Genomic DNA, 24,030 nt, shown 5'->3' with positions numbered 1-24,030 from the left:
CCTTCTAATATATACTACCCCCGCCGGGAGCAGACGATCGCGGTGTGGTCCTGGTGGTAGGGGTCGAGCCACCGGACGTCCGCGACATCGAGGCGCCGCTCGAGCCCGGCCCGGGCTTCGGCGAGCACCTCGGCCGGGTCCCGCCGGACATCCACACTCCGGGTCTTGAGCATCAGGATGAGGTGGCCTCCCGGTTTGAGGAAGGCCAGGTTCCGCTCAGCGATCTCGACCTGGTTGGGCTGCGCCACGTCCTGGTAGACCAGGTCGACCGCCTCCATGAACGGCGCATACTCCTCCGGCCGGCTCGCGTCGGCCATGATCGGGACGATGTTCCTCCTCCGCCGTGCAACCTCGAGGAGATCCTGCATCGGCCGGGGCGCAAACTCCACCGCATAGACGGTCTCGACGTAGTCGGCGACGTGCGAGGCCGTGGTCCCGTTCGCCGCACCGAGGTAGAGCACCCTTATTTCGGGGGTGAGTTCAATCCCCCCGCCGAGGGTGTAGAGCGCCGCCAGCTTGCTCCGGTAGGGGTCCCAGACCCGGTAGCCCTCAAGCGTCCGCTCCCCGTAGACCCCGCCCTCGCCGGGCGAGACCAGCACGTTTCCAAGCCACTTCATGATGCCTCGACCCCCGCCTCGTCGATCCGCGCCTGGGCGTCTTTGAGGAACTCCGGCACCGCCTCGCCCCGGTAGTAGTCGAGCCGGGCCGCGATGGCGAGTTTCGCCGCGAGCACCCGGGCCACCCGCCCCCGCACAGGTTTGGGCGCGTTGTGGACCCGCCGGTGCTGGAAGATGATCCCGTGCTTGGGCGGCGGCGTCCCGCCCCGGAGGTGCGAGAAGAGGGCACGTTCCGAGCCGAGGACCTGGATGGTGCTCCCCGGCATCCTTGCGAGCGCGGGAAGCCCCCCGGCTTTGGAGAGGAGCCGGGCTGCGACCAGCCCGCCGATGAGGGCGCTCGTATTCGGCATCACCTCGTCGGCCCGGGCCGAGACCTCCCGCATCAGGCGGCTCCTCGTCCCGGCGAGCCGGTCGATCTCTTCGGCCGCATCGGACAGACCTCCCCGGGCCCCCTTCCGGATGATCCCGAGCATCTTCTTCGCCGGAAGGGAGCGGTACTTCCGGGAGAACGACGGGTTCGTGACCTGGTACCACTCCGCGGCACGCTCCTGGAGAAGATTGATGACGTTGTCGAGCTCGTCGAGCATCCTGACCATCTGGAGGAGTTCGACGTCCCGGCCCTGGTAGGAGAGGGCGATCTTTTTCCGGGCAAGGGTGGTGCAGACGGAACGGAGCAGGTCGACGTACTCCTCCCGGGTCCGGACGACCCCGCAGTCCCGGGCAACCTCCCAGTCGATGGGCACAAACGAATCCATACCGGTGCGGAGCGCGGCCGCCCGCTCCGCGAGCGCGGCCGGATCGGTGCCGGCGGCCCGGCACCCCTCCTCGTCGACGTCTCCGAACCAGTAGCGCTGTAGCATGGTACGGTATTGGTGCCCGGCCGATATAAGAGTGAACCGAACGGCAACTGATATCCGGGAGCCGCCACATATCCTGCAACCATGCTCTCGCAGGTGGCCGTCTCCGTCCCGGAGTTTTTCGTCGGCATCCTCCTCCTCGTCAAGGGAGCCGACTTCTTCGTCGGCGGAGGGAGCGGGCTTGGCGCCCGGTTCCGGGTCTCACCGGCGCTGATCGGGTTCACCGTCATTGCGCTGGGGACATCCCTCCCGGAACTCCTGGTAAACCTCCAGGCCGCCACTGCCGGGGAACCCGACCTCGCGCTCGGGAACATCCTCGGGAGCACTGTGGCGAACATCGCCCTCGTCCTCGCCATCGTGGCCGTCGTCAACCCGGGGGCGCTCCGGGAAGAGAGGGCGCAGCCCGGGCAGGTCGCCGTGATGTTTGCGGCAGCCACCCTCTTTTCGCTTCTCGCCCTCCGCGGAGTCTTCGACCTTCCCGCCGGTATTGCCATGCTCGGGGTCTTTGCCCTTGCCATGGCAGTGTTGTGGCGGCAGGGCGTGGCCACCGAGGAGACGTTCGAGAGCCAGGGCATCCGCGACTACCTTCTCACCGGCGGGGGGCTTATTGCGGTCATCCTCGGCTCCCGGCTGCTGGTCGAATCCGCAACCGGGCTCGCCGCCGCCTTCGGGATCAGCCCGTTCATCATCGGCGTCAGCATGGTCGCCGTAGGCACATCGCTCCCGGAACTCGCCACATCCCTCGTGGCTGCGGTGCGGGGTGCAGGCGGAATATCGGTCGGGAACATCGTCGGCAGCAACACCTTCAACCTCCTCTTCGTGATGGGATGCGCGGCGATCGTCCTGCCGATCACGGTAGGTTCGTACGCCGACATCCTCGTCATGTTCGGGTTTGTCGCCGCTATCCTGCCGTTCTTCTCTTCCCGGGCGCGGGTGCGGCGCGGGTGGGGGCTCGTGATGCTCCTCGCGTACGCCGGGTATATCGGCCTGCTCTTCGGGCTTATATGATCCCGAAGGAGTAGGCCATCACGGGGACCATGATCGCGCCCATGCAGTAGACCCGGCGGATGTTGACGAGAGCCGGCACATAGCCGACCGCCGTTGCGAGCAGGAGGACGAGACCCCCGAACGGGCCGCAGAGGAAGAGGGAGAGGAGAGCGACGAAGGCGATGACGCCGTAGTTGAGGTTCGTGACGTTCATGCCCCCGAACCACCCCGCCGTCGGCGAGAGGAGGACCGTCAGGAGGTAGGCGCCGACCGCGGCTATCGCGCCCGCTAGGAGGACGGCAGTGGCCGGCGGCATCTCCTCGAGCGCCGATATCGCCGCCATCACCCCGCTCCGCGTCCGGGATATGGCGTAGAACGCCGCAAGCCCGAGGAAGGCGTTCACGGTGTTCGCGGCGCTGGTCGCAAGGATGTAATCCCGGGGATTGGAGTCGTAGCCGACGACGGAGGTCAGGAGGGCGTTTGCCGTGGCGTTCGAGAGGCCGGGGAGCCAGCCGACGAGAGCGCCGGCAGCCGAACCGAGCAGGGAGCACCGCCGGATTGCACCCCGGGGGAGTTCGATGCCCGTGAAGTGCTGTGCGGGCATGGCCCCGTGCGACGCCTTGAGGAGGACCGCGACCCCGAAGAGCCCGGAGAGGAGGGGCATCAGCACCCCGGACTCGCCGCCCGCCGGCCAGGCGAGGAAGGAGTAGCCGAGGGAGAAGAGCCCGAGAACCCCCGAGACCGAAAAGACCGCAAGCGCCCAGCCCGGCGACTCGGAGACGACGATGAGGTAGCCCGCCACCGCGAGGACGACGAGGCCGATGCCCCAGTCGATCGCCGGCTGGAGGGCGGGGAGGAAGAGGACGAAGGCGAGCGCGAGAGGGAGCGAGAGGGCGACGCCGACGGCGCTCCCGAGGGCCGATATCCGGACGGCCTCCTCTCCCCGCCCTTCGAGGCAGAGGGCGTGCGCGGGGAGAACCGCAAGCGATGTGTCGGCGTCGGGGATGCCGAGGAAGGTGCCCGGGACGTTGTCGAGAAACGTGTGCGTAACAAGGGTGGCAAACATCGCGGAAGCGACGACTACCGGGTCGAACCAGGCAAGCAGGAGCGCCTGGAGCGAGAGGAGGACACCTGCCATGGTGTTCGCATGGATGCCGGGGACGAGGCCGCTCACGGCGCCGCAGCCGATACCGACGGCGGCCCCGAGCACGATACCGAAGAGCACGTTAATTACCGGTTGGAACCGCCGGGGATAAACCAACCGAATCGTGTCCCACGATACAGTCATATTCCACCGGGACGAAGGTTGTAGCGATGAAGATCGCCATCACCCGGCTCGAGAACAAGGCGGCGGGAGACCGCGCCCTCTGCACTTCCTACGGTCACGACTGCTACACGGTCTCGCCGCTCCGGGCGGAACTGCGAGCTGAGCGGGTCGATACGTTCGTCGAGGCGGTCCACCGCGGCGAGTTCGACTGCCTCTTCTTCTCAAGCGCCCTCCCCGCCGCGATCGTCGGGCCGAAACTCGAGCGGTGGCCCCGGGTGATCGCGATCGGGCCCAAGACCGCCGAAGTCCTCAAGGAGTCCGGGATCGAGGCGGAGGTCCTCCCCTCGTTCTACTCCCGGGACTTCGTCCCCTACCTCGGGGACTGGCTCCGGGGCCGGACGGTCGGGATCCCGCGGGCAGACGTCCCGAACCCGGGCCTCCTCGATGCGATCGCCGCAGCAGGGGGGACGGTCAGGGAGGAGCGGGTCTACGCCCTCGTCCCGACACGGATCGAACTCGCGCTTGACGCCGCCGACGCAGTCCTCTTCACGAGCGCCATGTCCTACCGGGAGGCCCGCTGGCAACCCCGCGACGATCTGCTCCTCGTCGCCATCGGGGAGATCACCGCGGACGCCATGCGGGCCGGCGGACACCCTCCGGCGGTCGTCGGGGACGGGTCGCTCGCAGGAACCCTTGAGGCACTGAACCTTCATGCGGAAGGCAGGTGAGATCGTTGACCGGCCAGAACTATTCCGTCCCGGAATCCGGGATCGTCGTCATCGACAAGCCCCGGGGGCCGAGCAGCCACCAGGTGACCGCCTGGGTCGGGGATATCCTCGGGCGCCGGGTGGGCCACGCCGGGACGCTCGACCCGCAGGTCTCCGGGGTGCTCATCGTCATGTTCGGCGGCGCCGTCCGGCTCGCCCCCGTCCTCCTCTCGCACAACAAGGAGTATATCTGCCTGATGCGTCTTCACGGCGACGCATCCCGGGAGGCCGTGGACCGGGTGGCAAAGGAGTTCACCGGCCGGATCTACCAGCGGCCGCCCAAAAAGAGTGCAGTAAAGCGGAGCCTCAGGATCAGGAAGATCCAGGAGATCGAGGTCCTGGATATGGAAGGCAGGCTCGTCCTCTTCCGGGTCAGGTGCGACGCCGGGACGTATATCCGAACGCTCTGCGTCCATATGGGCTACGCGCTCGGGGTCTGCGCCCATATGGAGGAACTCCGGAGGATACGGTCGGGATCGTTCGACGAGACCGTCGCCGTAACGCTTCACGAGCTCGCCGATGCCGCGAGAGCGGCCCGGGAGGGCGACACTGAGCCCCTGCGGGGGATGATCCTCCCGCCGGAGGCCGCCGTCACCGAACTTCCAAAGGTCGTCGTCCGCGACACCGCGGTCGACGCCGTCTGCCACGGCGCGGTGCTCGCCGGAGTGGGGGTCATCGGGAAGGAGGGCGGATTTGCGAAAGGCGAGACGGTCGCGATCGCAACGGAGCGCGGCGAACTCGTGGGGCTCGGGAGAGCCCTCGTCGCTTCCTCGGCGCTGAAACCCGGGGAACCCGGGTTCGTCGTCGCCCCCACCACCGTCCTGATGCGGCCCGGCACCTATCCCCGCGGCTGGAAGGCGCACGCCGGGGCACAATGAGGGGTTGGCGGCCGATGCCGGGAGCTACTATTAATAGAATATCCCGCCAACTAATGATGCACATTGCTGAGGTAGTCTAGACCGGTAGGGCGCGGGCCTGGAAAGCCCGTGGGGCGTTGAGCCCCTCGGGAGTTCAAATCTCCCCCTCAGCGTTTAAAAACAGGGTCGATTCTTTTATCAAATCATTCACGGAGACTGCTCCGCAGTTTCCTGTCGCAACCCTCCGGGTTGTGCCGTATCATTCCACCCTTTAGCGTGAGGACTCCCCGGTCCGCCCCCCTTAACATGCAGAAGAGCTACCGGTGATGATACCATGAAGATCCGGGTGAGCAGGAATGGCCCATACATCGTGACCGGGAGTGTCCCGCTCATGGTGATGGAGATCTCCCACGATGACGAGGGCGACTGCCGTTCATGGCAAAAGGTACGGGATTACCCTCTGCAGGAACGCTACGCCTTGTGCCGCTGCGGGCATTCGAATAACAAACCCTTTTGCGACGGGATGCATGCGAAGATCCGCTTTGACGGTACCGAAACTGCCGGGGATGAACCGTATCTTGAGAAGCCCGCCGTCATCAGAGGACCGGAACTGGAGCTGGTCGATTACGAAGATCTCTGTGCGCACGCACGGTTCTGCCTGCGGGCCGGGGGGATCTGGAACCTCACGGAGCGATCCGATATCCCGGACGCCCGGGACACGGCGATAGACGAAGCGTGCAACTGTCCTTCCGGTCGGCTCGTCCTCCGTGACCGAAAGACCGGTGAGACGATCGAGCCTGTTCTTGAAAAATCCATCGTCGTGATCGAAAACCCCGCCAGAGGCGAACACGGGCCGCTCTGGGTCCGCGGCGGGATCCCTGTCTTGTCCGCCGAAGGAAGGCCTTACATGGTCAGGAACCGGGTTACCCTCTGCCGGTGCGGGAGATCACGGAATAAACCGTTCTGCGACGGGAGCCATGTAGGGCGATAAAAGATCCGATCCTCGCCCTTACGGCGCAAGGGTCCGCAAGGGAGAGATAGCGTCGCATAGATATGTCGAAGATGATCGCAACGCTGATATTCAATAGAGCACTATAGACCATAGCATGCCCCAGACGACAGTGTGGGTATCCCGGGAGACGAAGGAGCGGCTGGTGGGGATGAAGCGGTACCCTCGCGAGACCTTTGATGACGTTATCAGGCGGCTTATGGACACCGCCGAGGACGAAGAGCCCCTGAGCGCCGAGGCTATCCGAGGCATCGAGGAGTCGCTCGAAGACATCAAGGCCGGCCGCCTGTATACCCTGGATGAGGCACGCGCTGAGCTGCAGGCGGTATGGGATACACAGTAAAACTCACGGCGGCGGTGGTGCGGAACCTCGCGAAGATGCCCGCGAGTGTCGGAACCCGGATCCTCGACGAGGTGGAGGCGCTCGCTCAGGAACCGGATCCCACCCGGCACGTGAAGAAACTGAAAGGAGGAGGCCAGAACCCTTTCTATTCACTGCGGGTCGGAAAATACCGCGTTATTTTGAATATCTGTGACGATGTCCTTCTGATCGTCGTGGTGGAAGTTGGTCATCGGTCGAAAATATACCGGAAGCACTGACTCTTTCCCGGGGAAAAAACCGGGGTCTTGCCCCTCAGAACTGTATCCCGGCCATCAGCAGAGAGAAGAGCACCAGATCGTAGACGGTATGCGTGATCGCCGACGTCGTGGTGTTCGAATACCTGCGGATATAGGCAAAGATTATCCCCGCGAGAAAGACCGAGATGAGGCCGTCCCAGCTGTACTGGAACGCGTGGAGCGACGCGAAGAGGAGCGCCGGGAGGAGGATGCCGAACCGGGGCTGGAGCAGGCCGCGGATGCTCACCTCCTCGCCGAACCCCGCCGCGACGGATGCCACGACGATCCCGGGCAGGGTGAGCGTTCCGGCAAAGAGCCGGTTGACGGCCTCCGTATCGGTGACCGGAAGGCCGAGCCAGCCCACAAGCGCGGCGAGCACCGGGTCGATGAAGTGGAACGCGCCAACGAGCGTGAAAGCCGCGACGACTGCGAGAACGATCTGCTTCCCCGTCGGGCGGACGAGCCCCAGCCGCTCCAGGGTCTCGCGGGGCGTCCGCCGGACGCATGCCCCGGCGATGAAGAACGAGCCGATAAGCGTCCAGAAGAGGGTGTAAGCGTTTAGCGTGACCGTATCCGCGAGGAGATCCCCGGACTCGAGCAGGAAATCGAGGAACTGCGGCGAGAGGTAGGGTGGAATTCCCGTCACCAGGAGCGGCACCGGGGGAATGAGGGTCATCGCAAGGATGACCACGAGCGCGACCGTATGGAGGAGCGAGTCCGGGTCGAACGGGAGGTAGCCCGCGAGCCGTACCCTGAACCGGCGGGAGAACCCGATGAGGCTTGCAAGGGCGGCCGCAAGGACGCCGAGGAGGAGCAGGGCAACCTCTGCGGCCAGGGCAGGGTCGACCGTCTCCGGATCGACCTCCCCGGCCCCAAGCGCCTCCGCCGGCAGGATCGCTACGGCGCCGAATCCTGCCGTGGCGGCCGCAAGGGCGCCGATGAGGACGAGGAGCCAGAGGACGGCGGCCCATCGGAACGCAGGATGCCGGTTGTCGGCCAGATAGACGAGCATTGCAAGGACGACGAAGAGCGCCACGTCGAGCGCTGAGGTGAGGAACGCTCCCGCCTCCCCCCCGACGTCCCCGAAAGCCGCGGCCAGGACGATGAGGCCGAAGAAGGCGATCAGCAGTTTGGGGGCGTGGCGACGGCAGAATTTCAGCGGCATGGCATCCCCGGTCCGATGATCGGTCATACTATGGTACCCATTGGCCCGGCGGCACGAAGAACGCAGCTCACCGCCACCCAAGCCTCCCGATGATCAGCAAGCCCAGAGCCCCCATAGCCGCAAGGACCGTCGCCTGCAGCAGGAATATCGCCGAAAGCGGCCACCGGGCCGCGATGACGGCTCCCGCGAACGGCCCGGCCGAGAGCCCGACGGAGAAGAAGGTATTGTACATGCCGTAGGCGGCGCCCTGCGAGCCCCGCCCCCGGTAGATGCCGGCGAGGATCGGCATCGCCGGCACCAGGGCGCAGCTCAGCGCGACCCCCAGCGCGAAAACGGCGGCGGTGGCATGCATGAGGGTCTCTGCCTGCATGGCGGCGACGATCGCAACCCCCGAGAGGAGAAGCCCGCCGCCGATGAGGTAGCGGCTGCCACCGTACCGGTCGTAGATCCTTCCTGCAACCGGCTGGGCAAGGATAGCCGCAACCGCCAGCACCGCAAAGACGAGGCCGATCGTCGCCGGGGACGCCGAGAAGGCGGCGTCCAGGTAGACCGGGAGGTAGGGGTCCACGACGCCGTAGGTCCCGGAGACCGTGACGATCGCGGCCGCACAGGCGGTAAGCGGGAGAAAAACTCCCCGGGGCAGCACGGGCGACCGGCGTGGGCTGCCGTCCGCCCTGCAGGTGCGCACCGGTACGGCGAAGACGAGCAGGCCGACGGAGGCCACCAGCACCGCCGGGACGAGGAAGGTCGCCATGTAGCCCGCGTATTCGAAGAGCAGCCCTCCGACGACCGGGCCGAGGACGGTCCCGAGCCCGACCGCCGAGAGCGCGACACCCATCTTCTCCCCGAGCCGGGAGGGGTCGCAGGTATCGGCGAGGAGCGCAAGCCCGGCGGACCAGGTGGCCGCGGCCGATACCCCCTGGACGGTCCGGGCGACGACCAGGTGCGTGACCGTCGTCGAGAATCCGAAAAGCGCCGTCGCGAGGGCCAGGAGGAGCATCCCGACCACGATGAGGGGGCGGCGGCCCACCCGGTCGGAGAGGAGGCCCATCGGGATGGAAAAGAGGAGGAGCATGGCGGCGTAGATCCCGAAGACGACCCCGATGACCGGTTCGTCCACCCCGAGCCGGGGGGCGTACTGGGGAAAGACCGGGATGAGGAGGCCGTAGATCATCATGTCCATGAAGATGACGAGCACGACCAGTACGAGGACTGCGTCCGGCGATGCGGCAATGCGGTTCCTGAGTGCGCGGAGCCGGTACGGTTCCCTGATTGCCATGACAGTTCATCTCCCCGCGGCAAGCCGCTCTCTCCCTGCAGGTTGGCGGCGGCGGCATATATCGATAACAGAAGGGGATCTGCCGGGACCGCCTCACCAGAATCCCCGGTAGTAAGCGAGCTCGCGGGCATAGGGACGGAACGCTTCGACGAGCGCCGCCGCCTCATTGTCTGGCAGGGGCCCGCTCCGCCCGGCGGCGGCAAGCGCCTGCACCTCCGCGGGCGTCGAGCAGCCGACGATCGCGACGGAGACGTCCTGTGCGAGGGCGTATCGGACGAGGGCCTCCGGGGTCACTCCTGCGTCGGGGACGAGGTAGTTCGACCCGCCGAGCACCTTCATCCCGATGACCGCGACCCCCTGCTCCCTCGCGGCGGGGAGCGTCGAGGAGAGGAAACCCCCGAGCGCCCCCTCCACCGGGTTGACGGGCATCATCACGGCGTCGACCGGCCAGTTCTCCACCGCGTGCGAGAGGACATCCGGATCATGGTGCCCCGTCACCCCGATATGCCGGACGATGCCCCTCTCCTTAGCCTCGACAAACGCCTCAAGGGCGCCGCCCGCCCCCTCGATCTCCCGGATCTCGGAGAAGGTCCGGACGTCGTGGATCTGCCAGAGGTCGAGGGTCTCGATGCCCATCCTCTGGAGGGTCTCCAGGAGATCCATCTCGGCGCCCGCGTGTGCCCGGTTCGCCGACTTGCTTGCCTGGAAGACCGGTGCCCGGAGATCGGGACGGCTTACCCAGACCTCGCCGTAGTAGTCCTCGCTCCCCGCGTAGGCCTTCGCCGAGTCGAAGTAGGCGATCCCCTGATTGATGGCCTCCATGATGACGGCATTTGCCTCCGCGTGCCGCCCGTACGTCCTGAGAACCCCCTCTCCCCCGAGCCCCACCAGGGTGACTTCCCCCCCGGTCTTCCCGAACCTGCGCTTCTCCAGTGCCGTCATGGACCATCCTATCCGTACCCGCCTATAAATAATCTTCGGCCGGAGCCGGGGGAAACCGTTATGCGTCGCGGCCCCCACGGGGGCCTGAGGTATGCATGTGCCGACGATTGTCTGGTTCAATATCCCCGCCGGCGAGAGCGACCGGGCGCGGGCGTTCTACGAGAAAGTCTTTGCCTGGACGACGGAGCCTTTTCCGGGGATGGAGGGGGCCTTTGAGATTGCGACGGGCGGGATAGGCGGCGAGATCCTGGCGCGGACCTACCCCGGAGAGCCGATAACGGTCTTCGTCGGCGTCCCCTCCGTCGAGGAGTATGCAGCCCGGGTTAGGGGAGCCGGAGGAAGAGTCGTGATCCCGAAGATGCCGGTGCCCGGAAGGGGCTACTTCGCCGTCTGCGAGGATACCGAGCAGAACCGGCTCGGCCTCTGGGAGGACGACCCCTCGGCGGGCTGATCGGGCATCGGCCGGCCCCTGCCGGTGCGGCACCCCCTCCTCCGGACTCCCGGCGGCGCCAGGGATGAGGAGACTGTCCTGCTCCGCCGTCGACCCCGGCGGGATCCGGCCGTCTCAAACCAGAGCGTATAACCAATTAACAGGCAATAGGAGTTATTTAAGACAGGTTATGGCCTGAAGAACCTTCGGGACCATCCCTATACCCGGATGAACGGGCATGACGTTGCTGCGACGGCTTTACGCCCCGAATTTGAGTTTTCCGACCAGGGGTAAAGTTTATTTACGCCAAGAAGCATCGTCCACCACATGAAGAGGATGTTTGGTATCCTTGCTCTCATGGTGATCGCGAGCATCATGATTGCAGGGTGCGTACAGCCAACGGGTAACGAAACGGTGACCCCCGGCACGACACCGGGACTCACCGAGACCCCGATGGAAACAGAAACCCCGATGACGACCGAGACGCCGATGGAGACGGAAACCCCGATGGAAACAGGGACCCCGATGACGACCGAGACGCCGATGGCGACGGAAACGACACCGATGGAGACCGAAACCCCGATGGAGACGGAGACAGCGATGGGAACCGGGACGCCGATGGAGACAGAAACGACCCTCGCCGCGAATGCGACGGAGACTCCGCCGGGAACGCCGGCGGCCCTCGTCGCTGACGAGCTCATCTCCATCACCGACAGCGGGTACGTGCCGGACACGATCACCGTCCCCACAGGCACCACGGTGGGATGGACCAACGACGCCTCGTCGAATCAGACTGTCTCAGCAACCGGGGCAACCGGGTTCTTCGATTCCGGGCCGCTCCAGCCGGGCGAGTCGTACAGTTATACCTTCAACGGCGCGGGCAACTACACCTACCAGTCGTTGACGACCGGGATTGAAGGTGAAGTCATCGTCACCGCCTAACACTTCTTTTTCCCGTCGGCGGCCGTAAGGGGGGCCGCGACACCCCTTACGATCGCCGGTACGCCCCGGCCGCCTCGACCAGTCTTTCGGCGAACCCTTCCGGGAAGTAGGCATGGGTGTACTGCCCGACCGCGTTCTGCACGGCAAGCCCGTCCCGGCCGCCGTCGATCCCCCGGCCCCGGAGGAGTTCCAGGATAAAGCGTGCGTCGGGAGCGCAGTCGAGATGTGAATAGTGGAACTCGTGGCCCCGGAAAGCGGAGCCCGGCGCAAGGACCGGCACGGCCCCGGCAACCCGGGCTTCCACATAGCCGAGGGCCTGGATACGGCCCATCATCTCCGTCGCCGCGGGGAGGACGCCCGCCATCGGGTAGTCGCCCTCGCCGGTCACAAGCCGCTCCGTGAGGTAGGCGAGTCCGCCGCACTCGCCGTAGACCGGCATGCCGTCGTCGACCGCTCTCCGGACGTCCTCCCGGCACCGGGAGGCCGCGAGCGCCTCCGCGTGGAGCTCCGGGTAGCCTCCCCCGAGGTAGAGAGCGTCCACGTCCGGGAGCCGGTCAGTCATCGGCGAGAAGAAGACCAACTCCGCCCCGGCCCGTGCGAGCCCATCAAGGTTGTCGGCATAGTAAAAGCAGAACGCCGCATCGCGTGCGACGCCGATCCGGACCTCCGCCTCAGGCCGGCCGGGGCTCTCCGCCGGCGCCAGGGACGGGGCCGACCGGGCAAGATCGATGATGCCGGAGAGATCGCACGTCTCCTCCACCACCGCACCGAACCCTGCCATCGCCCCGGTTTCGGCCGCCATTGCGAGCCCGAGGTGCCGGCTTTCGACCGCGAGGTCTTTGCGCCGCGGGATTCCCCCGTAGACCGGGAGGCTTTTCGTCTCCTCAATCATGGCCAGGTGGCGGGGACTCCCGATACGGTTGAAGATGGTCCCGGCGACCCGGACGGCCGGGTCGAACCCCGCGTAGCCCCGGACCATGGCGTGGACGCTCCGTGACGCGCCCCCTGCATCCACCACGAGAAGGACCGGGGCGTCGAGGATCTTCGCGACGTGCGCCGTGCTCGCGATATCGGTCCCTTCGAGCCCGTCGTAGAGCCCCATCACGCCCTCGACGACGGCGATGTCGGCCCCGGCAGAGGCCCGGACGAACGTCTCGCGCACGCCTGCCTCCCCCATCATGAACGGATCGAGGTTGCGCGAGGTCCGGCCGCAGATGGCCGAGTGGTGCGTGGGATCGATGAAGTCCGGGCCTACCTTGAACGGCTGGACGGCGAGCCCCCGGGCGGCGAGCGCCGCCATCAGGCCGCTTGCAAGCGTGGTCTTGCCGCAGCCGCTGTGGGTTCCGGCAACGATTACTCGTGGAATCTGGCGCATAACGTTCCTGTAATGTTGAATACCGCAGAAGATAAATATGACCGGGGATAACCATGATACATCAAATTAATTTGTCTTACAACAACCCAATTTGACTGGGCCGCCGACACGGCGGTTCACGGGTGATATCATGCACATCATGGAAGGATTCTTACCAAGCCCCTGGTGGGAGATCTGGTTCCTTGTCTCCCTGCCCTTCATCGTTATCGGACTGTACCAGCTCAACAAACTCGTACAGGAGAAACGGGAAGCCCTGCCGCTCCTCGCCGTCGCAGGCGCCTTCGTCTTCGTCCTCTCCTCGCTCAAACTCCCCTCGTTCAACGGGAGTTGTTCCCACCCCACGGGGACCGGACTTGGCGGCGTCCTCTTCGGCCCCTGCATCGCCGCCGTCCTCGGGCTGATCGTCCTGATCTTCCAGGCGGTCTTCCTCGCGCACGGCGGGCTCACCACCCTCGGGGCGAACGTCTTCTCGATGGGGATCGCGGGACCCGCCGTCGCCTACCTCATTTATAAGGCCGGGACCCGGGCGGGCGCGAACACCTACGCGACGGTCTTTTGCGCTGCAGCCCTTGCCGATCTTTTCACCTACGTCGTCACCTCGATCCAGCTCGCCCTCGCGTTCCCCGGGACCGCCGGGTTCCTCGGGGCGTTCTCGGCCTTCGCCGCGATCTTTGCCGTCACCCAGGTTCCCCTCGCCATCGTCGAGGGTGCGGTCATCATGCTCGTCTTCAAGTATATCGTCCAGCTCAAGCCCGAGATTCTCACCCGCTTAGACCTCCTCTCCGAGAGCACCATTCAGAAACTCCGGGAGGCCGCAGCATGAAGTACGGGATGGAGATCGCAGTCGCCGCGCTCATCATCGTCTTTGCCGCCGTCTTCCTCGTCCAGGACGCTGCGATCCAGGCCACCCTCGGTGACGGGGAGGAGGCATGGGGCGGGGCGGACGGCGAGGCCGCCGATCTCATCGAGGCCTCCGGCTACGAGCCCTGGACCGAGCCCTTCTGGGCACCCCCGAGCGGGGAGGTCGAGTCGCTCCTCTTCGCCCTGCAGGCCGCCATCGGCGCCGTGATCATCGGCTACATCTTCGGCTACTGGCAGGGCAGCAGGAATACCACCTGATTTTTTTGGTAATCCGGCAAACCAGGTGAGAGAATGTACGAGGTGCTCGAAGATTTTGCCCAGCAAAACGATCTGCGGGAGACGAGCCCGGGACTCAAACTCTTCATCGGGGTCTCGAGCATCCTCCTCTGCGTCTCGTCGCCCGGCCCCGTCGCCCCCCTGCTGGTCGCGGCCACGATGAGCGCCGCCGTTCTCGCCCTCGCGAAGATCCCGGCACGGTTCTATGCCCGGCTTCTCCTCATCCCTGTCTCGTTTGCGGTGATGAGCATCGCCGTGGTCCTCTTCGTCACCGGGAGCGGAGCGGTGCTCCTCGAGATCCCCGGCCTGCCCCTCGCGATCACGGCCGGCGGTGCGAACCTCGCCCTCCTTCTCCTCGCCCGGGTCTTCGGGGGCATGTGCTCGCTCTACTTCATCGCGCTCACGACCCCGATGACCGAGATCTTCGATATCCTCCGGAAGCTCCGGGTGCCCGCCGTCTTCATCGATCTTTCCATGCTCACCTACCGGTTCATCTTCATCCTCATCGAAGAGGCCGGCCAGATCTACCGCTCGCAGGTGATGCGCCTCGGCTACGGCCGGTTCCGGGAGTCGGTGCGGTCATTCGGGATGCTTGCCGGAGCGCTCTTCATCCGGACCTGGGAAAGCGGCGAGAGCCTGATGCTCGCGATGGACGCACGCTGCTACGACGGCAGACTCGGCATCCCGAGCGATTCCCGGCCGGTCTCCGCCCTCGCGCTCGCGGCGGCCCTGCTCTATCTCTCGGCCGTCTTCGGCGTCTCGCTCTCCACCGGAGGCCTGGTACTCGTATGACGACACCGCTGCTTGAAACCGACAATGTCACCTACACGTACCCGAACGGTCCTGCCGCCCTCGCCGGGGTGAGCGTCCGGATTGATGCCGGGTCAAAGACCGCCCTCGTCGGCCCGAACGGTGCCGGGAAGTCGACGCTTCTTTTGCTGCTCAACGGCATGCTCCGGCCCGCCGCGGGTACGGTCCGTTTCGGCGGCCGGGCGCTCGCCTACGATGACAGGAGCCTCCGCGACCTCCGCCGCCGGGTCGGGTTCGTCTTCCAGAACCCCGACGTCCAGATCATCGCCCCGACCGTTGAAGCGGACGTGGCCTTCGGCCCGGTGAACCTCGGCCTCCCCCCCGACGCCGTCCGGCAGGCGGTCAGGGACGCACTCGGCTACGTCGGACTCAGGGGCTACGAGAAGCGGCCGCCCCACCACCTCTCCGGCGGCGAGAAGAAGCGGGTCGCCATCGCCGGGATCCTCGCGATGGAGCCGGCAGTCCTCGTCTTCGACGAACCGACGAACACCCTCGATCCCGCAAGCTCGGAGGAGGTGATGGAACTCCTCGACGAACTCGCCTCCGGCGGCCGGACGGTGCTGATATCCACGCACGACGTCGAGCTCGCCTACCGCTGGGCCGACTCGGTCATCCTCATGGAGCACGGCAGGGTCCTTGCCCGGGGTCCGCCGGAGGAGGTCTTCTCGGACCACGCCCTCCTCGCGGCCGCCAGGCTGAAACCGCCCGCCCTCCTCGACCTCTACAACGAGCTCGGTCTGCGGGGCGTCATCGACCGGGGCGTCCCCCCGAAAAGCGTGCTCGAGTTCACCGACCGGATCGAGCGGGAGATGCACGGCCACGCTCCGGCCCGGGACGGGGCCGGGACAATCTACCTCTGCAACGCCGACCTGACCGGCGGGGACGCGATCCTGCAGCTCATCGAGCAGGGGACGGTCGAGCACGTCGGGGCGATGGGCACCCGCGCGAAGGAGTTCGCCAACCGGGAGCGGATCCTCCTCGATTACACCTACGGCGTCATCGACAAGTGCATCTTAAAAGCCCTCATCGGGGAGAACTCGCTCATCATCACCACCGGAGGCATGGTCGAACACGTCCGCCGCCGTATAGGGGAATACAGTGCCGAGAGCGGGCAGGCGCTTGCGGTGAGCCCTGTGCGGGAGCAGGTGAACCCCGGACCCGGCCCGGAGAGCGTTCCGGAGTGAAGGGAGCCGCACGTCTCCCTGGCGGGCGCTTAGGCTCTGCATATCCGTTTTCCCGGACCCTCCGGGACCGCCGGGCGAAGGTTAATCCGATGCCGGTACCCGAAGGGTACCCCATGATGCTCGAACAGGTGCTGCAGCAGATATCGGAGCAGGTGAAACGGAAGCGGATGCCCCTGCCCGACCACAAAACGAAGATTGTCTGTACCATCGGGCCCTCGTCACGCTCCCGGGAGGTGCTCGCCCGGATGATCCTCTCAGGCATGAACGTCGCCCGGCTCAACCTCTCCCACGGCTCGTTCGACGAGCACCGGGAGAATATCAAAAACATCCGCGCCGCTGCGGAGGATGCGGACCTCCCGGTCACGATCCTGCTCGACCTGCCGGGGCCGAAGATCCGGGTAGGCATCCTCGCAGAAGAGCCCATGACGCTCCGGAAGGGGGAGACCGTCACCCTTGTCGCCGCCCCGGCATCGGACGACCCCTCCGTGATCCCCGTCGACTTCAAGCAGTTCCCGCAACTGGTCTCGCCTGGAAGCACCATCTACCTCAGCGACGGGTTCCTCCAGATCCGGGTCGACGAGGTAGGGGAGACCGATGTCCGGGCGACGGTGGTCGTCGGCGGCCCCCTCCTCTCGCGCAAGGGGATGAGCCTCGTCGGGGGCGGGGGGATTCTCGCGGTCAGCGCCCTGACCGAGCGGGACCTCGAGTGCATCGAGTTCGGGCTCGGCGAAGGGCTCGATACTTTCAGCATATCCTTCATCGAACGGGCGGAGGATATCCGGAAAGCCCGGGAGTATGCTGCACGGGCCGGGAAGTCCATCCGTGTGATCGCGAAGATCGAGCGGCAGGAGGCGCTCGCAAACCTCGCCGAGATCCTCCGGGAGGCCGACGGGGTCATGATCGCCCGGGGCGACCTCGGGGTCCAGACCCCCATCGAGGAGGTTCCTGCGGTGCAGAAGCGGATCATCCAGAAGGCCAACATCCTCGGCCGGCCGGCGATCACCGCCACCCAGATGCTGATGTCGATGACCGACAACATCCGGCCGACCCGGGCGGAGGTGACCGATGTCGCGAACGCCATTCTCGACGGAACGGACGCCGTCATGCTCTCGGAGGAGACGTCCATCGGGAAATACCCGGTCGAGACGGTCGCGATGATGGCGAAGATCGCCCGCTCGACCGAGGAGAAACGTGCAAGCGTCGGGGCAGGGTGCGGCCCGCTCGATTACTTCCGGCGGGGGAAGGGGCGTCAAGAGATCACCGTCAACGACGTCGTCTCCTTAAACGTCATCGAGGCGCTGGACGCGCTCGGCATCCGGTACGTGCTGACGCCCACCCGCTCCGGGAGCACACCCCGAAATATCTCCCGGTTCAAACCCGAGGCCTGGATCCTCGCGTTCACCCGGAACCCGAGCACCTTCAAGTTCCTGGCGTTCTCCTACGGGGTATGCCCGTTCCTGATCCGGAGCGAGAAGGAGTACTGGCACGGGGCGATCCTCGACTCGATCCGGGACTCGGGGCTTATCGAGCCCGGCGAGCGCGTGGTGCTGACCGAAGGAGTGTCCCCCGGGCGTGAAGGGACCGACTCGCTCATCATCCTGACGGTCGATTGAGAGAAGGGCTGCCTGCGGCAGCCTCCGGAGATCCCTCCGGAAGTCCTTCTTTCAGGCGTCCTTCCTTCGGGATCCCTCCGGCTGCCTGCGGCAGCCTCCGGGATCCTACGGCCCTCCTCCCTTCGGGAGAATGCCCTCCGGGACGACAAACCCTATCCCGGTGGAGGGTGAACACTCATCAGTCATGGAAGCGGTCGTTTCGGGAGAACAGGATGGCGTGCTCAAAGAGAAGACCGCACGCCTCTCGGTCGCGTCGAACACGCTTCTGGTCGTGGCGAAACTTGCCGTCGGTTTCGCCATCGGATCGGTCGGTATCATATCCGAGGCGATCCACTCTGCCATCGACCTGATAGCCGCTGTCATCGCCTACTTCTCGGTCAGGCAGTCGGCCCGGCCCCCCGACGAGTGCCACACCTTCGGGCACGGGAAGTACGAGAGCATATCGGGACTCCTCGAGGCGGTCCTGATCCTCGCGGCCGCCGCCCTGATCATCAACGAAGCGGCGAAAAATCTCCTCGGCGGGGAAGGGACGCTGAATGTCGAGGGGCTCGGGCTCGGCATCGTCGTCATGCTGCTCTCGGCCGGGGTGAACATATACGTCTCTTCCCGGCTGATGGCGGTGGCGAAGAAGACCGGGTCGATCGCGCTCGAGAGCGACGCCTGGCACCTGCGCACAGACGTCTACACCTCTGCCGGGGTCGTGGCAGGGCTAATCCTGATCCGGCTGACCGGCCTCGTGGTGCTCGACTCACTTGTCGCGCTCGCGGTCGCCGCCATCATCCTCCGGGCGGCATTCGATCTCATCCGGCGCTCGTTCGAGGACCTCGTCGACCGGAGTCTCCCCGCCGACGAAGAGGCACGGATCCGGGAGATCATCAGCGGGTACTGTACGGACGTCATCGATTTCCACCGGCTCCGGACCCGCCGGTCGGGGCCGAACAGGTTTGTGGACCTTCATCTGGTCGTTCCGCGGACCGCGACCCTCGAAGAGGCGTACGGCATCGTGAAACAGGTGGAGGACGATGTCCGGCGGGAATTCCCCCGGGCGAACGTCACGATCCGGGTCCAGCCCTGCACCGGCGAGGACTGCGCCGCCTGCGGGGTCTTCACCACCTGCCCGGAGTGCGACCGGCCTGCACTCTGCGAGTGGTTAGAAGAAAGGAAATAAAAGGCCGGGGGTTCTACCGCCAGGAAAAGAGGCCCCGAACCTGCATCTCCTCGTTCGCAAGTGTTCTCAGCCGGTCCTGCTCCTGCTCGATTGTCCGGACCTGCTCCTGGAGCATCGTCCGGGTTTCGTCGTCGCAGGTGCAGTTCTCGATCAGGCGCCGGAGTTCCGTGGCACGCTCCTGGTTCCGCTGCGCCTCCTCCTCGATCAGCCGTGCGGCCTGTGCATCGCCCCCGAAGAGGAACCGCATGAAGCCGTGCCGGGCCCGGATCTGCTCCTCGGCCTCGAAGGTCTTCCGGACCGAGTTGTTAATCTCCCGGGCGATGGCGGAGACGTTCTCCCCTATGCCGCCGGTCCGGTTCTCAGCGCCGAGCAGAGCGTGGACGGCGAGCCGGACCTGGTTCCGGTCAGGGGCGAACTCTCCCCCCTGAGGGGTCGCGTTCTCCGAAGCCCGCACCCGGTCCCCGGACGTCTCGTTCTCCTCCGTCCTCACCCGCTCCCGGTCAAGGACCCTCTCTTCCGCGCGGAGGGTTGCATTCTCCTCCGCCCTCACCCGCAGTTCTCCTCCCGGTGTCGTGTTCGTCTCGCCGTTCCCGACCTGCTCTCCTCCCGGGCTGCCGTAGCTCCCGGAAGCGGCGGCCGCGAATCCCGGGAGGAGGAGGAAGATGATCATGGCTGCTGCAATGATGCGCTTCACCTATCTTCACCTCTGGTGGTAGAGAGATCGGGGTGGACCTTTATACATTGATTGAACCGGGCGGTTCAACTAACTCAGAGCAGCAGCGCAAGAACGAGGCAGGCCACGACCGGGATGACAAGGTTGTCGTCCACGGGGCTCACCAGTTCGGCGAGGGCCGTGGCCGCAGCCGTCGTGAAGGCGATCGCCGGCGGGACGAGAAGACAGAGAACGATCGCCGTCACCGCGATTCCGGCAAGCGTCCCCTCGAGGGACTTGTGGTTGTAGATCCGGGTCCTGCCGAACCTGACGCCGACGAGCGTGGTGACGCTGTCGAGGAGCGCGAGCACCACGAGCCCCATGAAGGCGACCTCTTTAGCAAAGAAGACCAGGCAGAAGAGAGCTCCGAGCGCGAAGAAGAGCGCCCCTTTGCCCGGGGCGGCATCCCGCCGCTCAAGCCCCGCGATGATTCTCGAGACGACCGGGATGGTGTAGCCCCGGGAGATGGCGTCGGAGAGGATGAACCCCACGAAGAGAGCGAGCATGAGGACGGAGAGGGCGAGATCGCGGTCGAAGAGGAGGACAAAACCCGCAATCCCGAGACCGAAGATGAGGTGGACGACCTGCCGGAGCGACTCGTTCATCACACCTGAGGTTGGTGCCGGACCGGTTAAACCCTCTGCAGGCGGGGCCGGGGAAGAGCAAAGGCAGATCATGCCGATTAAGTATTCTTAGAGCCCACACATCCCCGGGAACTGACAGATGGAACCATTCACTCATACCGGAGGAAGTGCCGCCGAGGCCAGGGATCTTGATGCCGTCGCACGGTTTTACGTCAAATGCGTGCTCTGGCTCGGGGTGCACGACCCGATCTATGTGGACGCTTACTTCGGTCCGGCGGCGGTGCGGGAGGAGGCGCTCACGGTCACGGTCCCGCCGGACCGCATCGCCGGGTACGCCGCCGACCTTCTCGCCACTCTGGACCGGATCGAGCCCGACCGGCTGGAGGACGCCGGGCGCATGCGCCACGCTTACCTCCGGGGCATGGTCCGGGCGCTCGAGGCCCGCGCCGGGATTCTTGCGGGGAAGGGCCTCGCCTTCGATGCCGAGACGGAGGCGCTCTTCGGGGTCGCGGCGCCGGAGGACGACCCCACCTGGTACGAGGGGCTGCACGCGGCGCTCGATGCCGACCTCCCGGGGAACGGCGACCTTGCCGGGCGTTACCGGACGTTCATGGACTCGTTCGCCATCCCGCCGGACCGGCTGGAGCCGGTTTTTGCGGCCGCATTTGCCGAGAGCCGCCGCCGGACCGCGGAGCACCTGCCGCTCCCGGCGGGGGAGCGCCTCGAGGTCGCGTACGTCACCGGGGAGCCGTGGGAAGCTCACAACCGCTACCTCGGTGACGGGACGAGCCTCGTCCGGGTGAACGCCGATCTGCCGGTCACCGTCGACCGGCCCCTCACCCACGCCTGCCACGAGGGTTATCCCGGCCACCACACGATGCGGGCGGTTCGGGAGGCAGCCCTCGTCCGTGCCCGGGGCTGGATCGAGCACTCGGTCGTCCCGCTCGCGTCGCCGCTCGCGACGGTCGCCGAAGGCGCCGCACGGCTCGGCGAGGAGATGATCTTTCCCGCACCCGAACGGGTGCGGTTCCTGGAGGAGGTCCTCTTCCCGCTGGCCGGGTTCGACCCGGCGGATGCTGCTCTCGTCGATGCCGTCAGCACCACGGCCACGGACCTGCTCTTCCCGGGGAATACCCGGGTGGCCAGGGGATTGCTCGACGGCGCGCTCTCGCGTGAGGAGGCGTGCGGACTCCTCCGGGACGTTCTCCTCCTCGATCCGGAGGCAGCGGAGGCCCACCTCCGGTTCATCGAGGAGTTTCGGGCCTACCCGGTGGCTCTCGCGCAGGGGTACCGGCTCGTCCGTGACTACGTCGGGAGCGGGGCGGACCGGTGGGAACGCTTCGCCCACGTCCTCACCGAGCCGGTGCTGCCCGGCGACCTCACCTTGAACGGCAGTCCCGGATGAAGGCCCGGGCCTCTTCGTCGGTTATGGCATAGGTCGCCTGGGCATCGAGCGCGACCACCCGGAGGATCACCGCGACCTCGTCGAGGCGGCGCTTATGGTCGCCGCGGACGTGCTTTCTCACCTCGCGCAGGGTTTCAAGTGCGGTCCCGACGTTGGCGATCGTGCACAGAGCGCTCTCCCGGGTGCCGACATCGACGACGGGGAGGGGGCGGGGCGGCCGGGTAACAGGAACGGGAACCATGCTCCCTATCCTCGCGCTGCATGAACTTGAACCTGCTGGAACCTCTGCAGATAACGTATTTATCCGGAAACCTCAAACCTGAACTGAGGGTCTCCCGCCCGGAGATCGACCCATGAGCGCGGACAACACGACCAATATATCCGAACCGGAGGAGGGCTGGAAGGCCCTCCTCGCAAACCCCTACCTTGCCGGTCCCATAAAACTCGTCCTCCCGTTCATCATTGCTCTGGCAATTTTTGCGGCGCTCTACCTGATCGAGCCCTACCAGCAGTTTCTTGTCATCTCTGGCCTGCTCGCCGCCTACTTCGTCCCCCCGGCCGGGAAGGAGTCGATCATTCCCATCGCGATCGTGATGGGCTACCCCTGGTGGCTCGTCACCCTCGCGATCGTTCTTCTCGACGTGGCCGTCTCCCTCTTCGTCGTCTGGAACTTCGACCTGGCGCTGAAGATCCCGCTCATCGGCCGGCTGCTCGAGAGCGGGATGGCGGCTGGCCGGAACTACACCGATACCCGGCCCTGGCTCAGGCGGTTTTCGACGATCGGGCTCGTCTTCTTCGTCTTCTTCCCGCTCCAGGGGACCGGGGCGATGAACGGGGCGATCGTCGGCCGGCTGCTGGGGCTGGAGAAGGCCAGGGTCTTTGCCTGCGTCTGCGCCGGGTCGCTCGCCTCCAGCCTCATCATCGCCCTCGGGGCCGACGTGATCCTGGACATCTACCGGCAGGACCCGGCCCTCGGGACCGGCATCCTGGTTGCGATCGTCGTCGCCATCCTGGCCGCCGTCGTCGGCCTGAAGCTGCGCGAAAAACGCCTCCGGGAACGCTCGCCCAGGTGACGGAAACAGCAGAACTTATGTTTTCCGGAATCCTTTCCTTTTTCAAGGGACCCTGATGAGTTCTCACGTATATGTATGCATCATCGCCGCCCTGGCGATCCTGGTCGCCGCCTGCGCCGGTTGCGCGGCACCGGACCAGCCGGAGACCGCCTCCGTGAACGACGGAGATGCTGCGGCGCTCCTCATCCGCCTTCAGTCCGAGATCACCGTAGCACTCGAGGATCTCGACGACCGTCTGGCGTACGCCGCGTTCGACCTCGGGGAGACCGATCTCTCCGGCGACGACGCCCACGCGGTCCTGGCGAACCTCTCCGCCGCCGATCCGTCGATCGTCGACTGCACGGTCAGTGACGCGGGAGGCACGATCATCGCCGCCGAACCGGCGGCGTATCGCGGCATCGAGGGCGCGGAGATCCGGGGCCAGGCCCACGTCCGGCACATCCTCGCGACGAAGCGGCCGATCATGAGCGAGGTGATAACGGTCGCGGAAGACTTCCCGGCAACGGTCATCACGGCGCCCGTCTTCACGAACGAGAGCCTGTTCATCGGGTTCGCCTCCGTCGTCTTCCGGCCGGAGAACCTGATCGCCGGCGTCGCCGGCCCGGCGGCGAACGGCACCCCTTACCAGGTGATGGTCATCCAGACGGACGGGCGGGTGCTCTACGACACCGACCCGGCCCAGGTCGGGAAGATGACGTTTGAGGACCCGCTCTACGCCGACTACCCCGATCTGCTCGAGGTGGCCCGCCGGGTCGCCGACGAGCGCTACGGCACCGCGGCCTATGAATTTACTGCCGACGGCGGGCAGGCGGTGCAGAAAGAGATCGCCTGGACGACGGCCGGGCTCCACGGGGTCGAGTGGAGGGTGGCGGTGATACGAGCGGTTTGAGGGAGGGGGAGGGCGCGCGGCCTAGGCGCCACCCACTTTCGTCTTATTCAGCTGAAGTCAAAGACTTCACAGGATGGAGTCCAATCAAACAGCGGCGGGGGTGATGACAGATGACGAGTGAGGAGGATTTCAATTCTACATTAGTCCAATTCAAACTCGACGACCTCGAAGATGATCGCGCCGTCGGACGTCAATTTCAATCCTATCTTAATCCAATTCAAACTACATGATGTTGTCCGTCGCGAAGTCTCCAGGCATCTTTCAATCCCATCTTAGTCCAATTCAAACATTGGTGGCGTGCTCGGGCCGGACGGCAAGATCTCCTTTCAATCCTACCTTAGTC

The 24,030-nt window shown here is 65.9% G+C and carries 27 protein-coding genes, 1 tRNA gene and 1 pseudogene; 19 read left to right on the top strand and 10 right to left on the bottom strand.

The window, feature by feature from the left end:
- Positions 1 to 14: 14 nt before the first annotated feature.
- A complete protein-coding gene (locus BRA62_RS04645; RefSeq protein ID WP_292365200.1) occupies positions 15 to 617 on the bottom strand; it encodes a fibrillarin-like rRNA/tRNA 2'-O-methyltransferase in 603 nt (200 codons plus the stop codon).
- On the bottom strand, positions 614 to 1,477 hold the full coding sequence (locus BRA62_RS04640) for an NOP5/NOP56 family protein (protein WP_292365199.1): 864 nt from the start codon (positions 1,475 to 1,477) through the stop codon (positions 614 to 616). The genes BRA62_RS04645 and BRA62_RS04640 overlap by 4 nt, the downstream gene beginning before the upstream one ends.
- An 81-nt stretch (positions 1,478 to 1,558) precedes the next feature.
- Between BRA62_RS04640 and BRA62_RS04635 the strand changes: the two genes are divergently transcribed.
- A complete protein-coding gene (locus tag BRA62_RS04635) occupies positions 1,559 to 2,482 on the top strand; it encodes a calcium/sodium antiporter (protein ID WP_292365197.1) in 924 nt (307 codons plus the stop codon).
- Here the strand turns inward: BRA62_RS04635 and BRA62_RS04630 are convergent.
- On the bottom strand, positions 2,475 to 3,686 hold the full coding sequence (locus BRA62_RS04630; RefSeq protein WP_292365195.1) for a tripartite tricarboxylate transporter permease: 1,212 nt from the start codon (positions 3,684 to 3,686) through the stop codon (positions 2,475 to 2,477). The two genes, BRA62_RS04635 and BRA62_RS04630, sit on opposite strands and share 8 nt — an antisense overlap.
- A gap of 89 nt (positions 3,687 to 3,775) precedes the next feature.
- On the opposite strand from BRA62_RS04630, the gene BRA62_RS04625 reads away from it, so the two are divergent.
- The 7 genes and pseudogenes from BRA62_RS04625 to BRA62_RS04595 all read left to right on the top strand — a co-directional run bounded on the left by BRA62_RS04625 (position 3,776) and on the right by BRA62_RS04595 (position 6,961).
- Positions 3,776 to 4,456, top strand: coding sequence for a uroporphyrinogen-III synthase (locus BRA62_RS04625; protein WP_292365193.1), 681 nt, complete (start codon positions 3,776 to 3,778; stop codon positions 4,454 to 4,456).
- 5 nt (positions 4,457 to 4,461) lie between these two features.
- Entirely contained in the window at positions 4,462 to 5,373 is a 912-nt protein-coding gene (locus tag BRA62_RS04620) for an RNA-guided pseudouridylation complex pseudouridine synthase subunit Cbf5 (protein WP_292365237.1), read from the top strand.
- 65 nt (positions 5,374 to 5,438) lie between these two features.
- A tRNA-Ser gene (locus tag BRA62_RS04615) sits at positions 5,439 to 5,525 on the top strand.
- Between the two features lie 161 nt (positions 5,526 to 5,686).
- Positions 5,687 to 5,872 (top strand): annotated as a pseudogene (locus tag BRA62_RS04610) (CDGSH iron-sulfur domain-containing protein); the annotation flags it as partial.
- A 3-nt stretch (positions 5,873 to 5,875) separates the two neighbouring features.
- Complete coding sequence (locus BRA62_RS04605; RefSeq protein WP_292365236.1) at positions 5,876 to 6,343, top strand: CDGSH iron-sulfur domain-containing protein; 468 nt, start codon at positions 5,876 to 5,878, stop codon at positions 6,341 to 6,343.
- A 115-nt stretch (positions 6,344 to 6,458) separates the two neighbouring features.
- Positions 6,459 to 6,704: a DUF7557 family protein gene (locus BRA62_RS04600; protein ID WP_292365191.1), complete on the top strand. Its 246-nt coding sequence runs from the start codon at positions 6,459 to 6,461 to the stop codon at positions 6,702 to 6,704.
- Positions 6,689 to 6,961 (top strand): type II toxin-antitoxin system RelE family toxin, encoded by a 273-nt coding sequence (locus BRA62_RS04595; protein ID WP_292365189.1) that lies wholly within the window; start codon positions 6,689 to 6,691, stop codon positions 6,959 to 6,961. The genes BRA62_RS04600 and BRA62_RS04595 overlap by 16 nt, the downstream gene beginning before the upstream one ends.
- Positions 6,962 to 6,995: 34 nt before the next feature.
- Here BRA62_RS04595 and BRA62_RS04590 read toward each other — a convergent pair whose 3' ends face one another.
- The 3 genes from BRA62_RS04590 to BRA62_RS04580 all read right to left on the bottom strand — a co-directional run bounded on the left by BRA62_RS04590 (position 6,996) and on the right by BRA62_RS04580 (position 10,365).
- Positions 6,996 to 8,171 carry a CPBP family intramembrane glutamic endopeptidase gene (locus BRA62_RS04590; RefSeq protein ID WP_292365187.1) on the bottom strand — a complete coding sequence of 392 codons (1,176 nt, stop codon included), beginning with the start codon at positions 8,169 to 8,171 and terminating at the stop codon, positions 6,996 to 6,998.
- 40 nt (positions 8,172 to 8,211) lie between these two features.
- Positions 8,212 to 9,423 (bottom strand): MFS transporter, encoded by a 1,212-nt coding sequence (locus tag BRA62_RS04585; protein ID WP_292365185.1) that lies wholly within the window; start codon positions 9,421 to 9,423, stop codon positions 8,212 to 8,214.
- Positions 9,424 to 9,516: 93 nt separating this feature from the next.
- Complete coding sequence (locus BRA62_RS04580) at positions 9,517 to 10,365, bottom strand: aldo/keto reductase (protein ID WP_292365183.1); 849 nt, start codon at positions 10,363 to 10,365, stop codon at positions 9,517 to 9,519.
- A 91-nt stretch (positions 10,366 to 10,456) separates the two neighbouring features.
- Here BRA62_RS04580 and BRA62_RS04575 point away from each other — a divergent pair, with 91 nt between their 5' ends.
- Both BRA62_RS04575 and BRA62_RS04570 read left to right on the top strand, forming a co-directional pair.
- On the top strand, positions 10,457 to 10,816 hold the full coding sequence (locus BRA62_RS04575) for a VOC family protein (RefSeq protein ID WP_292365181.1): 360 nt from the start codon (positions 10,457 to 10,459) through the stop codon (positions 10,814 to 10,816).
- A gap of 306 nt (positions 10,817 to 11,122) precedes the next feature.
- Entirely contained in the window at positions 11,123 to 11,737 is a 615-nt protein-coding gene (locus BRA62_RS04570) for a cupredoxin domain-containing protein (RefSeq protein WP_292365179.1), read from the top strand.
- 46 nt (positions 11,738 to 11,783) lie between these two features.
- Here BRA62_RS04570 and BRA62_RS04565 read toward each other — a convergent pair whose 3' ends face one another.
- Positions 11,784 to 13,112 (bottom strand): cobyrinate a,c-diamide synthase, encoded by a 1,329-nt coding sequence (locus BRA62_RS04565; protein ID WP_292365177.1) that lies wholly within the window; start codon positions 13,110 to 13,112, stop codon positions 11,784 to 11,786.
- A gap of 130 nt (positions 13,113 to 13,242) precedes the next feature.
- Here BRA62_RS04565 and BRA62_RS04560 point away from each other — a divergent pair, with 130 nt between their 5' ends.
- From BRA62_RS04560 to BRA62_RS04535, 6 genes are all read left to right on the top strand, one after another.
- Complete coding sequence (locus BRA62_RS04560) at positions 13,243 to 13,935, top strand: energy-coupling factor ABC transporter permease (protein WP_292365175.1); 693 nt, start codon at positions 13,243 to 13,245, stop codon at positions 13,933 to 13,935.
- Positions 13,932 to 14,231, top strand: a complete 300-nt coding sequence (locus BRA62_RS04555) for an energy-coupling factor ABC transporter substrate-binding protein (RefSeq protein ID WP_292365173.1) — start codon at positions 13,932 to 13,934, stop codon at positions 14,229 to 14,231. Before BRA62_RS04560 ends, BRA62_RS04555 begins: the two co-directional genes overlap by 4 nt.
- A 33-nt stretch (positions 14,232 to 14,264) precedes the next feature.
- Positions 14,265 to 15,041 carry a cobalt ECF transporter T component CbiQ gene (gene cbiQ / locus BRA62_RS04550; RefSeq protein ID WP_292365171.1) on the top strand — a complete coding sequence of 259 codons (777 nt, stop codon included), beginning with the start codon at positions 14,265 to 14,267 and terminating at the stop codon, positions 15,039 to 15,041.
- The gene (locus BRA62_RS04545) at positions 15,038 to 16,243 is read left to right on the top strand and encodes an energy-coupling factor ABC transporter ATP-binding protein (protein ID WP_292365169.1); all 1,206 of its coding nucleotides are present in this window, start codon (positions 15,038 to 15,040) and stop codon (positions 16,241 to 16,243) included. Before cbiQ ends, BRA62_RS04545 begins: the two co-directional genes overlap by 4 nt.
- Positions 16,244 to 16,332: 89 nt before the next feature.
- The gene (pyk, locus tag BRA62_RS04540; protein ID WP_292365167.1) at positions 16,333 to 17,856 is read left to right on the top strand and encodes a pyruvate kinase; all 1,524 of its coding nucleotides are present in this window, start codon (positions 16,333 to 16,335) and stop codon (positions 17,854 to 17,856) included.
- Positions 17,857 to 18,040: 184 nt separating this feature from the next.
- Positions 18,041 to 19,024, top strand: a complete 984-nt coding sequence (locus BRA62_RS04535; protein WP_292365165.1) for a cation diffusion facilitator family transporter — start codon at positions 18,041 to 18,043, stop codon at positions 19,022 to 19,024.
- 13 nt (positions 19,025 to 19,037) lie between these two features.
- Here the strand turns inward: BRA62_RS04535 and BRA62_RS04530 are convergent, their stop codons facing one another.
- Positions 19,038 to 19,718: a hypothetical protein gene (locus BRA62_RS04530; RefSeq protein WP_292365163.1), complete on the bottom strand. Its 681-nt coding sequence runs from the start codon at positions 19,716 to 19,718 to the stop codon at positions 19,038 to 19,040.
- Positions 19,719 to 19,792: 74 nt separating this feature from the next.
- Complete coding sequence (locus tag BRA62_RS04525) at positions 19,793 to 20,341, bottom strand: diacylglycerol/polyprenol kinase family protein (RefSeq protein WP_292365161.1); 549 nt, start codon at positions 20,339 to 20,341, stop codon at positions 19,793 to 19,795.
- 118 nt (positions 20,342 to 20,459) lie between these two features.
- Here BRA62_RS04525 and BRA62_RS04520 point away from each other — a divergent pair, with 118 nt between their 5' ends.
- Positions 20,460 to 21,725, top strand: coding sequence for a hypothetical protein (locus tag BRA62_RS04520; RefSeq protein WP_292365159.1), 1,266 nt, complete (start codon positions 20,460 to 20,462; stop codon positions 21,723 to 21,725).
- On the opposite strand, the gene BRA62_RS04515 is transcribed toward BRA62_RS04520, so the two are convergent.
- A complete protein-coding gene (locus tag BRA62_RS04515) occupies positions 21,700 to 21,966 on the bottom strand; it encodes a hypothetical protein (RefSeq protein ID WP_292365157.1) in 267 nt (88 codons plus the stop codon). The two genes, BRA62_RS04520 and BRA62_RS04515, sit on opposite strands and share 26 nt — an antisense overlap.
- Before the next feature lie 112 nt (positions 21,967 to 22,078).
- Between BRA62_RS04515 and BRA62_RS04510 the strand changes: the two genes are divergently transcribed.
- Both BRA62_RS04510 and BRA62_RS04505 read left to right on the top strand, forming a co-directional pair.
- Positions 22,079 to 22,798: a small multi-drug export protein gene (locus BRA62_RS04510; RefSeq protein ID WP_292365155.1), complete on the top strand. Its 720-nt coding sequence runs from the start codon at positions 22,079 to 22,081 to the stop codon at positions 22,796 to 22,798.
- Positions 22,799 to 22,853: 55 nt separating this feature from the next.
- A complete protein-coding gene (locus BRA62_RS04505; RefSeq protein ID WP_292365153.1) occupies positions 22,854 to 23,687 on the top strand; it encodes a cache domain-containing protein in 834 nt (277 codons plus the stop codon).
- The last annotated feature ends 343 nt before the right edge of the window (positions 23,688 to 24,030 follow it).

The sequence above is a fragment of the Methanoculleus sp. UBA208 genome, assembly GCF_002498065.1.
In the GTDB taxonomy this organism is placed as follows: Archaea; Halobacteriota; Methanomicrobia; order Methanomicrobiales; family Methanoculleaceae; genus Methanoculleus.
This window is presented reverse-complemented; position numbering and strand designations above follow the sequence as displayed.

Excerpts from the sequence above, each read along its gene's own strand:
- BRA62_RS04625 (WP_292365193.1), top strand. The coding sequence starts at position 3,776 with ATGAAGATCGCCATCACCCGGCTCGAGAACAAGGCGGCGGGAGACCGC.
- BRA62_RS04585 (WP_292365185.1), bottom strand. The coding sequence starts at position 9,423 with ATGGCAATCAGGGAACCGTACCGGCTCCGCGCACTCAGGAACCGCATT.
- BRA62_RS04515 (WP_292365157.1), bottom strand. The coding sequence starts at position 21,966 with ATGGTTCCCGTTCCTGTTACCCGGCCGCCCCGCCCCCTCCCCGTCGTC.
- BRA62_RS04595 (WP_292365189.1), top strand. The coding sequence starts at position 6,689 with ATGGGATACACAGTAAAACTCACGGCGGCGGTGGTGCGGAACCTCGCG.
- BRA62_RS04505 (WP_292365153.1), top strand. The coding sequence starts at position 22,854 with ATGAGTTCTCACGTATATGTATGCATCATCGCCGCCCTGGCGATCCTG.
- BRA62_RS04555 (WP_292365173.1), top strand. The coding sequence starts at position 13,932 with ATGAAGTACGGGATGGAGATCGCAGTCGCCGCGCTCATCATCGTCTTT.
- BRA62_RS04640 (WP_292365199.1), bottom strand. The coding sequence starts at position 1,477 with ATGCTACAGCGCTACTGGTTCGGAGACGTCGACGAGGAGGGGTGCCGG.
- pyk (WP_292365167.1), top strand. The coding sequence starts at position 16,333 with ATGCCGGTACCCGAAGGGTACCCCATGATGCTCGAACAGGTGCTGCAG.
- BRA62_RS04570 (WP_292365179.1), top strand. The coding sequence starts at position 11,123 with ATGAAGAGGATGTTTGGTATCCTTGCTCTCATGGTGATCGCGAGCATC.
- BRA62_RS04545 (WP_292365169.1), top strand. The coding sequence starts at position 15,038 with ATGACGACACCGCTGCTTGAAACCGACAATGTCACCTACACGTACCCG.
- BRA62_RS04600 (WP_292365191.1), top strand. The coding sequence starts at position 6,459 with ATGCCCCAGACGACAGTGTGGGTATCCCGGGAGACGAAGGAGCGGCTG.
- BRA62_RS04525 (WP_292365161.1), bottom strand. The coding sequence starts at position 20,341 with ATGAACGAGTCGCTCCGGCAGGTCGTCCACCTCATCTTCGGTCTCGGG.
- BRA62_RS04510 (WP_292365155.1), top strand. The coding sequence starts at position 22,079 with ATGAGCGCGGACAACACGACCAATATATCCGAACCGGAGGAGGGCTGG.
- BRA62_RS04635 (WP_292365197.1), top strand. The coding sequence starts at position 1,559 with ATGCTCTCGCAGGTGGCCGTCTCCGTCCCGGAGTTTTTCGTCGGCATC.
- BRA62_RS04590 (WP_292365187.1), bottom strand. The coding sequence starts at position 8,171 with ATGACCGATCATCGGACCGGGGATGCCATGCCGCTGAAATTCTGCCGT.
- BRA62_RS04560 (WP_292365175.1), top strand. The coding sequence starts at position 13,243 with ATGCACATCATGGAAGGATTCTTACCAAGCCCCTGGTGGGAGATCTGG.
- BRA62_RS04580 (WP_292365183.1), bottom strand. The coding sequence starts at position 10,365 with ATGACGGCACTGGAGAAGCGCAGGTTCGGGAAGACCGGGGGGGAAGTC.
- BRA62_RS04565 (WP_292365177.1), bottom strand. The coding sequence starts at position 13,112 with ATGCGCCAGATTCCACGAGTAATCGTTGCCGGAACCCACAGCGGCTGC.
- cbiQ (WP_292365171.1), top strand. The coding sequence starts at position 14,265 with ATGTACGAGGTGCTCGAAGATTTTGCCCAGCAAAACGATCTGCGGGAG.
- BRA62_RS04605 (WP_292365236.1), top strand. The coding sequence starts at position 5,876 with ATGCATGCGAAGATCCGCTTTGACGGTACCGAAACTGCCGGGGATGAA.
- BRA62_RS04645 (WP_292365200.1), bottom strand. The coding sequence starts at position 617 with ATGAAGTGGCTTGGAAACGTGCTGGTCTCGCCCGGCGAGGGCGGGGTC.
- BRA62_RS04535 (WP_292365165.1), top strand. The coding sequence starts at position 18,041 with ATGGAAGCGGTCGTTTCGGGAGAACAGGATGGCGTGCTCAAAGAGAAG.
- BRA62_RS04575 (WP_292365181.1), top strand. The coding sequence starts at position 10,457 with ATGCATGTGCCGACGATTGTCTGGTTCAATATCCCCGCCGGCGAGAGC.
- BRA62_RS04520 (WP_292365159.1), top strand. The coding sequence starts at position 20,460 with ATGGAACCATTCACTCATACCGGAGGAAGTGCCGCCGAGGCCAGGGAT.